The organism is Edaphobacter lichenicola (assembly GCF_014201315.1).
Lineage (GTDB): Bacteria > Acidobacteriota > Terriglobia > Terriglobales > Acidobacteriaceae > Edaphobacter > Edaphobacter lichenicola_B.
The window spans coordinates 1,012,490-1,026,734 of record NZ_JACHDY010000002.1; the positions used below are offsets into that span (position 1 = coordinate 1,012,490).

Below are 14,245 nucleotides of genomic sequence, written 5' to 3' on the forward strand. Positions count from 1 at the left end.
TTGGCTATCCAGGACACCAAAGGGACTGCGTGCCAGAGTTGAGAACATCGACTTGAACATCGTCTCTTGAAGACAAGGGACAGACTGCCACCCTACCGCAGTCCATCCAGACTCATCAAGCCATCGCGGTTACCTGCGGGTAGCAAGTGAACTCCTCTTCCGAGATCTTCCAGTACGGCACAAACTTCTGGCCGTCGTTGCCTCGAACGGTGAAGTGCAGCGGGGAACCATCAACTGGCTCCAGATGATTGGCGAGATGCTCGGCTTCGTGGCCCTTGTCCACAGTAAGATTCGCGGCCGTAGATCCCACGGCAGCCAGCAGAATTGGGCCGTACTCCACGGAGTACCTCTTCTTGCCCGTAATCTGGTCGTCCCCGTTATAGCGGCGTACTCGTATCTCTGCGGGAAGCACGAACTCGATGACATCCCCATCGCTCCACTGACGGTTGACTGCAAGGTAAGTGCCCGGCTTACCGGAGCCCGCAACCTTACCGTTCACCGAAACCGCCATCTCCTTCGCCGCCCAGGAAGGAACTCGAATCCGAAGATTGGCTTGTGTCGGCGCCGAGACCTTCACCGCAGCGCTCACGTGCGTGTCGTAGGGGAAACGAGTCTTCAGCTTCAACTCCATCGGCTGACCTGCCTGCTGCCAGCGAATCGTAGAAGGCTCGTAGAGGTTAACGTAGATTCCATCGGGCGCGATGGAGTAGATGTGCTCCGGCAGAGTCCCAAGCAGCCTGGTCCCCTGTCCTTCGCAGCACGTGTTCTCGTGTGTCGACTTCTCTTTCTTGCCTTCCATGACAGTGTGATAACGCAGTCCGACGCCGCCGTCCGGGTTCGCCATGCCAACGTTGTAGATCGACTTCTCGATCTCGGTGGCATAACGCTCCTCATCAGGATTGAGCAGTTGAAAGCGCTGGCTCAGGAAGACCCAGAAGCTGCTGCCGCAGAGCTCTCCCAACTTTTGATGGAGATAGTTGCTGTTCGGTGGATCCTTCTCGAACTCGATGATCGAGATGCTTCCGCCGGCCTGCTGCCAATGTGCGCGATAGAGCTCCCATGCTCCAAGAACAGCGTCACGATACCGCACGTCTCCGGTAGCGAGATACATATCCAGATACGCTTCAAGATTGGTCAACAGATAGCAGTGCGGGCGGTCGTAGGGGTACTGCCACACCTGCTCCTTCTCCTCCTTCGCCAACCCCTCCAGCCAGCCATCTTCCTGGTAGTAGCGTTGGATCACCTGCGCATCCGCCGGCTTTCCCATTGGGCTGGTGCACATACGTGTATTCGCGACCATGCCCTGCCCGCCTTGAATCGCACCACGCAGCATGTCCGGAAGGAATGATTGTTGATTGAACCAGTCGTAGTATCCGCGCAGCATCGGCAGAGCCTTCGGGTTGCCGCCATAGGCTGCTTCGAGCAATCCATGTGTAAGCCACGCGCGAGTGTAGGCGGCGCGCTCTGAGTAAAAGATCGTGTCTTCGGGATACGCCATGATGTATCCGTTCGGCTGACGACACTCTTCAATGCCATCGACCACAACATTGACTCGGCGGCGCAACTCGGGATCGTCGATCCAGCGGATCGTGTTGCCCGCACCCATCAGGAAACGGCCAGCGTTCGAGCCAGCAAGATCCTCCTCCCAGAAGACCTGCGAGCCGGTCGGCTTGAAGTTCTTGATCTTGCCTGTTCGCTCATAGAACTGACGCAGAAGATCGTCCGTCGTGTACGAGTTCAGCAGATATTGAATGTTGTTTTGCATCGCCTCCTGAAAGACACCGCCATCCAGAGTCACTCCTGTCTTCGGCGCTTCGGCTTTGTACTTCGCCGGCCTCCAGGTTGCCGCATCTGTCACGGCGTGAGGATTGTCGACACGAACTCCCTCGCCATCCTGCCGAGGCGACCGCGTCAGTTGCGCCAGAAGTTCACTGTTTCCATACTTCTCATCCGCAGTCACTTTGCAGCCCACGGCAACGTCGTGGCCGCCGGAGATGACGGCCATCTTCGCAACCATTAGCGTGTAGTCGGGGCTGTCCTGCGGCTCTTTGCCGAGCGGCGTGCTATCTGTAGGAGACGCCTTGACCACCCGAAGCCGCGTCGCCGTCAACCGCACATAGCGGCCATGAACATCGTGCGCCACATACTGCGTGATGTTGTCTTTCAGATCCGGAAAGTCGGACTGCGTGAAGTCCGCAATGGTCTCAACTTTGCCGAAGTTCGCATCGTCAGAGGCTTCCAGCCGGAATCGCAGAGGAAATCCTTCGCCCCCGTAGTACTGGTCGCGGCCCGGATACATCCGCTCTGAAGCAGGAAATAACTGGATCGCAGAGATTGGAACACTTTTTTTCAGATCCACCTGAACCCAGGTCGTTACATCAGGCGTCGCAACCACCTTCGAGCGATAAGCGCGATAGTTAGTTGCCGGCGTCGCGGCCATTCTGATTCCAGTCAGGTAAGGCGCCATCTCCTTCTCGCTCGTCTGCGAAAGCAGAGCGATTGGCTTCATCGCTCCTATGACGGCAAACCCTGCGCTGCCATAGGTTGAGTTCAACAGAAACTTACGTCGTGTTACCGCCATCACCAGTCTCCCGTGTCCCGCTTCCCTAAGAGGAAGTAATTTTCGTCGAGCAATCCTAAGCTGTGAGGGGGCGTAGCGGAAACCTTCGCCCCCTCGTGGTCGATTGGCTTAATTGCTAAAACGCATAACGCAAAGCGAGTTGCAGTACTCGCTGACCGACAGTCTCCTGGGTGAGCAGGCCGGCAGCGGGGTTGGTGATGCTGGTGCTACCGGTAGAGAAGTTGGGGTGGTTGAAGACGCTGAACGCCTCCGCGCGGAACTGGAGTTGCTGCCGCTCGGTGATCGCAAACGCCTTCTGCAGGCTCAGGTTTGTCGTGTCGATGCCAGGCTGACGTGGTCCGCTCCGAGCCGTTCCGTACTGGCCGGTTGCAGGCTGCACATAGCAGGACGGATCAAAGAACTGGAGCCGAGGATGCCCTGCAGGCGGATTTCCAGTACAGATCCTGTTTGCGTAGACGCTATGCACCGAACTGGTATCGGCATTGTTATTGGCTGTGACCTGGATCGGCTGACCGGTCGCGAACTGCTGAACTCCAGAGAGCTGCCAGCCGCCAATGATCTCGCGATTGAGCAGATTGTTTGAGTTCAGGAACTTCTTCCCTGGACCGAAGGGCAACTCGTACACCGCGCTCAGAATGAGATTCTGAGTGCGGTCGAAGCCGGCTGGTCCATAGGTGAGCCCCGGGTTATAGAGATTCTGAATGTCCGCGTTATCGCCATCCAGAATATCCATTGCCTTGGAGTAGGTGTAAGCACCCAGGAATTGCAGCCCGTTGGTATAAGTTCTCTCCACCTTGATAGCCAGGGCGTTGTAGTTGGCCGAGACCGCGTTGAGCTGACCGTCGGTGGTTCCGACGATCGTGTTCGGTCTCAGGTCGAGGATCCCGCTCGTGTTTCCGGGAGTCAATCCGAAGGGCTGATTGAGATCGGCACGCGCGGACTGGTGACGAGTCACATTCCCGATATAGCCGATCGTCAACAGAGTGTTGTTGCTGAGTGATCGTTCGATGTTGAGATTCCAGTCCTGTACCGACGTGTCCTTCAAAGTCTTCGTCAGGGTGTAGTTCTGTTGTCCGACCAGCGATGGATTAGGAACAAAGAGGTTTTGGATATCCACCGGCGCCGCGACGTTGAAGGAGTAAGACTGATTCACAAAGTTAGGCGAGTACAACAACTCGAATTGCAGATTGTTGTAGAGGATTGGCGCGTAGTAGATTCCATATCCACCGCGGACCACCGTGCGATCGTTGGCTTGATAGGAGAAGCCAAACCGCGGCGCCCAGTCGTTGTAGTTCGTCTTCCACGTGCCGGGAATGACGCGGTTGGACGCGACATCGAACTGCCCGCCGTGGCCATTCTTATCGTTCGGCGGATTGTCGAAGTCATAACGCAGACCAATGTTGAAGGTCAACCGAGGCAGCACCTTCCAGTCGTCCTGCACATAGCCTGAGACGTTCGTGCCACGAAACGCGCCCACGGTTACGCCGTTGGCAGCATTGGCAGTTCGAGGGAATCCAAGTTCGAGATCGGCAAAGGAGTTGCCCTGGTCGGTTGAGCTGCGCACTCCTCCAACATAAGCCGAGGTCGCGCTGCCGTCGAAGTTGTAGATGCCATTGTTGCCGACGACCCAGTTGCCATCGAACTGCGTCCTGACATAGTCGCCGCCGAAGACAAAGGTGTGTTTGCCCAGTTTCCAACTTACTTCATCGGTGTACTGGAAGCGATTCTGAACTGCGCCCTGAGGGGAGTAAGGATCTCCGAGCGAGGTGTAGTTGTTCAGGTTGATGGCAGGCGGCGTCCACTGGGAGGGCTGAGGATTGACGTTCGCCAGACCATACTGTGCTGCATAGTTCAACGCCCCTTGGCCCTGCTGCGTGCGGAAGAGGTTACTGCGGTTGTAGCCGATCTTGAAGACGTTCACAATGTTCGCGTTGAAGACGTGCGTTTCAGCGGCCGAGATGTTCGTTCCCTTCAATGCGATGAAGATGCCAAAGAGTCCAGGTGTGATGCTGTCGTTGCCGGCCTGGCTCTCGAGCCTCGCCACGGTGCCAAACAGCAGGTCACGCGGTGAGATGTTGAAGTCGACGCGGCCAAGGTACTCGTCGTAGTTACTGATCTGTGGCAGATTCGCAATGTAGTTGACGTTATTTGCGTTCAGCGGAACATTCGGCTCCGGATAGTTCTTCAGCCACGCCTGTGCAAAGGGACTAATCGCATTGATCTTATTGTTCGCGAACGGCTGGCTCGTTCCTGTTGTGGGATCGTAGGTTGACGGATCGTAGAGGGTGACTCCGTCTGCGGAGAAGTCGCCGTTGCGCTCCGCATCGGTTGGAACTCGATCGCTATTGACGTTCGCCGTGTGGCTGCGCAGACCCGAGTAGTCAAAAAACGCGAACAGCTTGTTCTTCCAGAGCGGCGCGCCGATGTTGCCTCCAAACTGGTTGTAGCGTTTCGCGGGCTTCGTGGTTGCGAACCAGTTCTGAGCGTCGAAGTCATCATTCTGGAGAAAGTCGTACGCCGTTCCGTGAATCTGGTTCGAGCCGCTCTTCGTGATGACGTTGATGATCGACGGCTGGCTGAAACGTGCAGGAGCGCCGTTCAGGATCGTCGTGACCTCCTGGCTCGCTTCGACCGACGACAGGATATTCACCGTCTGCGTCAGCAGGTTGGTGTTGTCGACGCCGTCCTGAAGAAACGCCGTGTGTGCATTGCCAAGTCCCGAGATGATGACCGAGTTTGAGGTCTGTCCGTAGAAGCCCTCGTCTCCGCCGTCCACTCCGACATCGGTGCCTGTCTGCGACGCAGGACCAAGCGTCGCAATATTCAGGATGCTTCGGGTATTGTTCGGCAGGTTCACCAACTGGGTCGGCGAGACAGTCGTCACTAACTCATGATTGTCCGTCTGCAAACTCACCGAGCCGGACTCAGAGGTGACCGTCACCTCCTGCTGCACATTGCCGACCGAGAGTTGCAGGTTGGCGGTTGCACCATTCGTAGTCACGTCTACGTTCGTCACCAGGTGTTTGAACCCCGGCGCCGTCGCCGAGACCGTGTAAGGCCCGACCGTGAGCGAAGGGGCGTTGAAGTAGCCGTTTTGATCCGTCGTGACCGAACGGGTTGTGGCTGTTCTCGTGTTCTTGATCTCGATCTGACAGTTGAGAACTACGGCATCTGCGCTGTCGCGAACTGTGCCTGAGATGAAGCCGAGATCGGTCTGGGCGAGCATTGCCCTCTGCGGACCAAAGCCTGCGACGATCAGCACGACGAGCATGGCCTGAAGGGCCTGGGAAAGTCTGGTCTTGAGAAGGCCACTTGGCCGAATCGAGGACTTGCGGTTGGTTCTGCCGTTATCAATCGGCTCTGAAGGAGCGTTGGTTTTAGTTAGGTGTGCCATGCGATATTCCGCCTCCCTGTAACGCCCGCAAGTCGAACAGAGGCGATAACCGATTGTCAAGGGGAAAATTATTTCAATTGGAAAATTACGCCGAAATCGAATGCCGATTCGTGCCTGGCTTTATGCCGGTAAAAACAGCCCCTCCTCCCGCCAAACCTGCCTAAACGGCGACACGGATTCTGTTACACCGGTGATGACGTTGCCGGAATTTCAACCGGGAAATTCGCTTCAAGCAAGGGATGTGCAGGCACCATGCACCGGGAACAGAGCTCTTCTCCCGCCAGCTTCGCCCCGGCTGAACCTCTCCGCGATGCACCGGCGTTCCCCAACTCCAGCTAACATATGCGGCTCGGACTGCATCTTCTTAGGAGGCGTCCACATTCCTCCCGACAGCGCATTATGGCGCAGCCTGTCGGACTACTATAGGTACGAAAGCAGTGTGAAGATCTGAGCGATATGAAACCTATTGAAGGCCGTAAGCGAGTCATCATTGAAGACGTCAAACCACAAGTCGATTGTGGACGTTATCCAGCCAAGCGAGTTCTGGGCGACGCCGTAACAGTAACCGCCGCTGTCTTTGGCGATGGCCACGACCATGTCACAGGACGTTTGCTCTATCGTCACTCGAGCGAGAAGGATTGGCGATCGACACCACTCTCCCCGCTCACCAACGATCTCTGGTCTGCCAGCTTCATCGCCGATGCGCTCGGCGATTGGGTCTACACACTCGAGGCGTGGGTTGACCACTTCGACACCTGGTCCGACGACCTGCGAAAGCGGCTGGCAGCACAGCCCGGTCAGCCTGGCGTTAGCGCTTCGGCCGAACCACAGGATATTCCGCTCGCCCTGCGCTCCGGCGCTCTCCTGCTGGAGCAGACCGCAACACGCGCCAAAGGGCCCGACAGCAAACGTCTAGCCGACCAGGCCGCGCGTCTGCTCAAGCTGGCGAAGGCGAAGTCCGACACCTACGACTATCCCTTGACGGACGAGATCGTCGCCCTCGTGGCACAGTATCCCGATCTCACCCTGGAGACGCGCTATCCTCAGGAGCTGCACCTGTGGGTCGACCGCGAACGAGCCCGCTACTCCACCTGGTACGAGCTCTTTCCCCGATCCACCTCGCCCGACCCAGCGCGGCACGGAACCTTCGCCGACGTGCAGGCGCTTCTGCCAACCATCGCCGCGATGGGCTTCGATGTGCTCTACTTGCCGCCGATTCATCCCATCGGCAAAGCGTTTCGCAAAGGCCCGAACAACAGCGTCACCTCGACCGAAGACGACCCAGGAAGTCCCTGGGCCATCGGCGCAAAAGAGGGCGGCCACAAATCCATTCACGCCCCGCTGGGTACTCTTCGAGACTTCGACGCTCTGGTCGCCGCCGCGCGAGAACACGGCATGGAGCTGGCTCTCGACATCGCCTACCAATGTTCTCCCGATCATCCCTGGGTCGCCGAGCATCCCGACTGGTTCAACATTCGCCCCGACGGATCCATTCAATACGCGGAAAATCCCCCGAAGAAGTATCAGGACATCTACCCCCTCAACTTCGAATCGCCCGATTGGCGCGGGCTCTGGGAGGCTCTGCGCGATGTCTTCCTCTATTGGATCCTTCGCGATGTCAAAATCTTTCGTGTCGATAACCCCCACACAAAAGCTCTCCCTTTCTGGGAGTGGTGCATTGGAGAGATCCATAAAAAGTATCCCGATGTGATCTTTCTCGCCGAGGCCTTCACGCGCCCGCACGTGATGTATTCGTTGGCCAAGGCCGGCTTCAGCCAGTCCTACACCTACTTCACCTGGCGCAACACGAGGGACGAACTCCGGGTGTACTTCGAAGAGATCACCAAGCCCCCAGTGACGGACTTCTTTCATCCGAACCTCTGGCCCAACACGCCCGACATCCTCCACGCCACACTTCAAAACGGAGGCCGCCCCGCCTTCATGCAGCGCGTCATCCTCGCAGCGACGCTCGGCGCGAACTACGGCATCTACGGCCCTGCTTATGAACTTGGCGAAAACATCCCCGCCAAACCCGGCAGCGAAGAGTATCTCAACAGTGAGAAATACCAGATTCGCCAGTGGGACCGCAGCGCAAGCCATAGCATCGCGCCGCTGATCACACGCCTCAATCAGATTCGTCGTGACAACCCCGCGCTCCAGAGCGACGGATCGCTCCACTTCCACAACGTCGATAACTCAAGCATCCTCTGCTACAGCAAATGGAGCGGGCAGAATCAAATTCTTGTCGCCATTAATCTCGATCCGACTCAGGAGCAGGCGGGATGGATCGATCTCGACCTCAAGGAACTGGCAATCCCGCACAACGAAACCTTCGACATCGAAGATCTGCTCACCGGCACCCACTACCAATGGCATGATCGCAGCAACTACGTTGCCCTGCGCCCGGACGTGATGCCCGCGCACATCTTCCGTCTACTTCGCAAACCGAACGTCGAGACCCCGCTTACTCCCTAGCGCCCCCATTCGTAAAGACAGCTTCCAGCACGAGGACGAAGAGTGAAAAAGATCTCCAGCACTACGGATCCGCTTTGGTATAAGGACGCGATCATCTACGAGATTCACGTCCGAGCCTTCATGGACTCGAATGCGGACGGCATCGGCGACTTCCCCGGTCTGATGTCGAAGCTCGACTACCTTCAGGATCTGGGCGTCACCTGTCTGTGGCTGCTTCCGTTCTTCCCCTCTCCCCTGCGCGACGACGGATACGACATCGCAAACTACGTCGACGTAAACCCCAGCTACGGCACGCTCAACGACTTCAAGCAGTTTCTCGACGCCGCTCATCTGCGCAACATGCAGGTGATGATCGAGCTGGTAATTAACCACACCAGCGATCAGCATCCCTGGTTCAAAGCTGCACGCCTGGCACCCAAAGGCTCGCCCGAGCGCGAGATGTACGTCTGGAGCGATACCGACAAGCTCTTCGAGGGCGTCCGCATCATCTTCACCGACACAGAGAAATCCAACTGGACCTGGGACGACGTGGCGCAGCAGTACTACTGGCACCGCTTCTTCTCTCATCAGCCCGACTTGAACTTCGACAACCCCCGCGTGATGGAGGAGGTTCTCACAGCGATGCGGTTCTGGCTGGATATGGGTGTGGACGGCCTGCGCCTGGATGCGATTCCTTATCTGATCGAGCGCGACGGCACAAGCTGCGAGAACGTGCCGGAGACGCACGTCAAGATCAAACAGATTCGCGCCGTAATCGACGCCGAGTATGAAAATCGCCTGGTGCTCGCCGAAGCCAACATGTGGCCTGCAGACGTCCGTCCCTACTTCGGCGACGGCGACGAGTGCAACATGGCCTTTCACTTCCCGCTGATGCCGCGCATCTACATGGCCCTGCGCCAGGAAGACCGCCTGCCCATCACGGACATCATGGCGCAGACCCCCGCCATCCCCGACAACTGCCAGTGGGGACTCTTCCTTCGCAACCACGACGAGCTCACCCTCGAGATGGTCACCGACGACGAGCGCGACTACATGTACTTCGCGTACTCGGCCGACCCGCGCATGCGCATCAACGTAGGCATCCGCCGACGCCTCGCGCCTCTGGTCGACAACAATCGCCGCCGCATCGAGCTGCTCAACTCGCTTCTCCTCAGCTTCCCCGGCACCCCCATCCTCTACTACGGCGACGAGATCGGCATGGGCGACAACATCTATCTGGGCGATCGCAACGGTGTCCGCACGCCGATGCAGTGGAACTCCGACCGCAACGCAGGCTTCTCCACGTCGATTCCCGCACGACTTTATTTTCCCGTCATCACCGACCCAATCTGGGGCTATCAATCCATCAACGTCGAGGCGCAGCAGTCGGATCAGTCCTCTCTTCTGCATTGGACGCGCAACATGATCGCCCTGCGCAAACTCTTCCACGTCTTCGGGCGCGGCACGCAGGAGTTTCTCAATCCGGAGAACCGAAAGATCCTCGCCTACATTCGCCAATACGAAGAGAACGGCAACAACGAAACCGTTCTTTGCGTGGCCAACCTCTCACGCTTCTCGCAACCCGTCTCGCTCGACCTTTCGAAGTTCTCCGGCATGATCCCCGTCGAGATGCTGGGATACGTCAACTTCCCGACCATCACCGCACAGCCCTACCCGCTCACGCTTTCGCCATACTCCTTTCTCTGGCTTGAACTCCAAGCCGCGCCCGCAGCGCCTGAACCCGTAGAGGTGCCCGTCGACGAGCCCATCGTCAACCTGCTCAGCCGCGGCGTCGAAGGCGTTCTAACCGGAGACGGATTAGCTCTCCTCGAACGGCTGCTCACCACTTACCTTCCGCATCAACGCTGGTTTGGGGCCAAATCACGGACCATCAAAGCGATCGACGTTCTCGACTCCGTGATGCTCTCCACTCTCAACGCAGTGCTTCTCCTCCTCCATCTCACCTACGAAGACAACAGCACCGATGTCTATCAACTCGCCCTTACCACCAGCACTGGCGAGGCCGCCGAGATGATCCGCGCTGCCGATCCGGCGAGCATCGTCGCAACCGTTACAACCTCTGACGGCCCCGCAGTCCTCCATGATGCACTCGCGCGCGAAGATGTTCGCCAGGCGATCCTTCGCCTCATCGAGACGAACGGCGAACTCTCCACTCGAAACGGCAGCCTTCAAGGGCGCAGCAGCAGCGCATTCGCCGAGGCTCGCGGAACCGATCCACTCCCAGCTCGCACGGGTTCCGCCGAACAATCCAACACCTCCATACTCTACGACGCGAAGCTCATCCTGAAGCTCTTCCGCAGGCTCCAGCCCGGTGAAAATCCCGACACCGAGATCGGCCGCTTTCTCACCGAGACGGCACGCTTTCCCCGCATCGCTCCCTTTCTAGGCGACATCACGCTCCACTCCAAAACCGGCGAACCCACTACCACCGCGATGCTCCAGGGCCTGGTCGAAAACGAAAGCGACGGTTGGCAGTGGACCCTCGACGAACTCTCGCACTACTACGACAGCGTTGCCATCCTGCCCGCTCTTCACGACCTCGGCACTCCACCTTCCTTCCTCTCCAACAACGAAATACCCGCCCTGGCCCGCGAGCATGCAGGCCTCTATCTCGACGCCGCCGCGCTGCTCGGCCGCCGCACCGCCGAGATGCATTTGGCACTCGCCACACCCACTCACGACCCTGCCTTCATGGCCGAAGACTTCACCACTGCCGATCTCGTCGCCGATGCCGACCGCATCGACGCGCAGCTGTCTCTCACACTCGACGCCCTCAAGCGCGGCATGTCGCACCTCACCGAGATCACTGCCGATAACGCGGCTCTCGTTCTCAGCCGTCGCATCGGGCTCTTCGCCCGCGCCCGCGCCATCGCCTCCGCAACACCCACCCAGGCCGGCCAGCGCATCCGCATCCACGGCGACTACCATCTCGGCCAGGTCCTTCGTTCCCGCAGCGACTACGTCATCCTCGACTTCGAAGGCGAACCCGCACGCAGCCTCACCGAACGCCGCGCCAAGCAATCCCCTCTGCGCGACGTAGCCGGGATGCTGCGTTCCTTCAGCTACGCCGCGCACGCCGCGCACAACGCCTTCGCACAGCGCCGTCCCGACGACGCAAAGTATCTCGAGCCCTGGTCCACCCTCTGGCAGAACTCCGTCTCCACGGAGTTTCTACGCGCCTACCACGCAACCGTCATGGCCAAAGATCCTGAGCTCATTCCCAAAGCCAAGCAGGCACAGCTTCTGCTTAGCGCCTACCTGCTCGAGAAATCCCTCTACGAACTCCTCTATGAGCTCAACAATCGCCCCGCATGGGTCAGAATCCCCCTCGCAGGCATTCTGTCACTACAGCTCTAACCATTCGCCGCCTTGGATTACCGACCCGCGAAAATCCATTTTTTGCTCGGTCGAAAAGAAATTCCACGATAGTCTGAATCATGCCTCCAGTGAAGCTGATCGCTGTCTTTGCTGCATGCCTTGCGTTACTAGCGGCCGACTCCCCCTCAGCCGGACATTTTCTGTTGACGGAACGCGGCTCTTCTTCAGACCTCGAGATCGCCGGCATGGCCGCAGCGGTCGCGCCCGGGACAGTCCGCTACATCTCCTACGAACGACTCCTGACGCTTCCCCAGACGACAGTCACGGTCACCGGAGACGACAACTTCCGCGAACTCCCTCAAAAACTCACCGTGACCGGCGTCTATCTCGACGTGCTGCAAACCTCCCTCGGCGCTCTCCCCGACGCGAATCTACTGATCGCCCTCTGCTCCGATGGCTATCGTGCAACTTACCCTCGCGAGTACGTGAAGACCCACCGTCCCATCCTTGCGTTGAAGATTGACGGCCTGCCCGTCGAGACCTGGGTAGCCGAGACGCACAACGACGACCCCGGCACCTACTTCATCACCCATCAAGACTTCACACCATCCTTCAGCGTCCTCTCCTTTCAGGAGATCCCCAAGATACCGGCAAAGGTCACGCGGCTGGAGTTCGCCACGGCCCAGCAGGTCTACGGCGCAATCGCACCGCACCCGAGAGACGCGACCAACCCGCAGGTCATCGATGGTTTTCGCATCGCGCAGCAACACTGTTACCGCTGTCACAACATGGGCAGCTACGGCGGCACCAAGGCAGGAAGGTCGTGGCAGACACTAGGCACCTTCGCGGCCTCATCGCCTTCGACCTTCGAGCGCTACCTTCGCAACCCAAAATCCATCGACCCGAAGTCGGCCATGCCACCCAATCCCCAGATCGATGAGCCTACGGCGAAAGCCATCCAAACCTACTTCCAAACCTTTGCCACAACGACGACGACACCTCACTGACCATCTCTCCTGGCGGTCCAGACCATGACAACCACGCACTCTCCACTTTCATCTCTCCGCCACGCAATCGCGTCGTCTGAAACCGAACCCCACACGATCGCAAGCACCGCCGCCGGCAAAGCGAACAGCAACGCCTCGCACAACACCTACCTCACTCTCATCACAATCGAATCGCTCCGTCGAGCCGAACAACTCCCGAACCTCTTTGCTGAAGCTCAAAGTCGTCCGCCTCTGTACGGCATTCCAATCTCGCTCAAAGATTGCTTCGACCTGGCAGGAACCGCGACAAGCTGTGGCTCCCGCTACTACCTGCAACTCCATCCCGTCGCCGCAAAAAACTCATGGGTCGCGCAACGCCTGCTCGATGCGGGCGCAATCATCCCCGGAAAAACTCACCTCCATCAACTCGCCTACGGCATTACGGGCGAAAACGCCGACTATGACGACTGCGTCCAGCCGCGCGATGCAACTCTGCTCACCGGCGGCTCCTCCAGCGGCGCAGCGGCGAGCGTGCAGGAAGGGTCTGCCCTCGCAGCCATCGGCACCGACACCGGCGGCTCCGTCCGCGTCCCCGCTGCACTCTGCGGACTCGCCGGCTACCGCGCCTCCCACGCCGTCAGTCGCGGCGAAGAACGCTGGTCCGGCGCAGCCCATCTCGCACCATCCTTCGATACCCTCGGCCTGCTCTTCCGCGATCTCCGCGACGGCCCCGCGCTCGCCAGCGCCATCTACGACATTCCCTCCATCGCTGCACCAACTCAACTCCGCATCGGCTATGTTGGAGACGAGTTCACCTACGACTGCGAACCCGAGCCTCTCGCCGCATTCACTGCCTGGAAGCAACACCTCCTGCAACACGGCGCAACCCTCACACCAATCGACACCACCTTCTGGACCGACAGCTCAGAGATCTTCACCGCCATCCAGGCCAGCGAAGCAGCCCAGCTCCATCGCGGCCACTATCAACACTTCGAGCCCGCCATCGCGGAGCGCCTCATCTGGGGAGCATCCATCACCAACGACCAACTTCAGGCTCTTCGCCACCGCCTCGAAGTCTTCCGCTCACAAATGTCCTCGCTCTTCCAACAGGTCGATCTCCTCCTCATCCCCTGCGCTCCCGTCAGCAGACTCCTCGCAGGCAACGACCAGTCGCCCATCCGAAAAGCGATCCTGCGCTACACCACACCAGCCAGCCTCGCAGGTCTTCCGGCTGTCACACTCGCAGGCGAAGCTATCGGCGCACCCTTCGGCACCGGCATGCAGTTAGTCGCCGCCCCCATGCAGGATGCAGCTCTGCTGACCTTCGCCGCCTCTCTGACTGGATAGCCCCAATCCAACGGATTCACAGATACATCCGACATGCATCAAGAGATCGCCCAATCTGTTTTCTGGCCGGGGAGGCACCAGCTTTACAGACGCACTCTCATTGAGGATGATGTTAGGGCCGGGCGTTCACGCTCGGCAGTCATG

Annotated in this window: 6 protein-coding genes; 4 read left to right on the top strand and 2 right to left on the bottom strand. The window is 58.8% G+C overall.

Translation table 11 applies throughout. The annotated features are described in order from the left end of the window. Nucleotides 1-115: 115 nt before the first annotated feature. Both HDF09_RS10510 and HDF09_RS10515 read right to left on the bottom strand, forming a co-directional pair. Entirely contained in the window at nt 116-2,581 is a 2,466-nt protein-coding gene (locus HDF09_RS10510; RefSeq protein WP_183765690.1) for a beta-L-arabinofuranosidase domain-containing protein, read from the bottom strand. Between the two features lie 115 nt (nt 2,582-2,696). Further along, entirely contained in the window at nt 2,697-5,975 is a 3,279-nt protein-coding gene (locus HDF09_RS10515) for a TonB-dependent receptor (protein WP_183765693.1), read from the bottom strand. Nucleotides 5,976-6,431: 456 nt separating this feature from the next. Here HDF09_RS10515 and HDF09_RS10520 point away from each other — a divergent pair, with 456 nt between their 5' ends. The 4 genes from HDF09_RS10520 (at nt 6,432) to HDF09_RS10535 (ending at nt 14,101) form a co-directional block, all read left to right on the top strand. After that, entirely contained in the window at nt 6,432-8,450 is a 2,019-nt protein-coding gene (locus tag HDF09_RS10520) for an alpha-1,4-glucan--maltose-1-phosphate maltosyltransferase (protein WP_183765696.1), read from the top strand. 42 nt (nt 8,451-8,492) lie between these two features. Beyond that, nucleotides 8,493-11,807, top strand: a complete 3,315-nt coding sequence (gene treS / locus HDF09_RS10525; protein ID WP_183765700.1) for a maltose alpha-D-glucosyltransferase — start codon at nt 8,493-8,495, stop codon at nt 11,805-11,807. An 80-nt stretch (nt 11,808-11,887) separates the two neighbouring features. Next, entirely contained in the window at nt 11,888-12,775 is an 888-nt protein-coding gene (locus HDF09_RS10530; RefSeq protein ID WP_183765703.1) for a hypothetical protein, read from the top strand. A gap of 24 nt (nt 12,776-12,799) precedes the next feature. After that, nucleotides 12,800-14,101, top strand: a complete 1,302-nt coding sequence (locus tag HDF09_RS10535) for an amidase (protein WP_183765706.1) — start codon at nt 12,800-12,802, stop codon at nt 14,099-14,101. Nucleotides 14,102-14,245 lie beyond the last annotated feature (144 nt).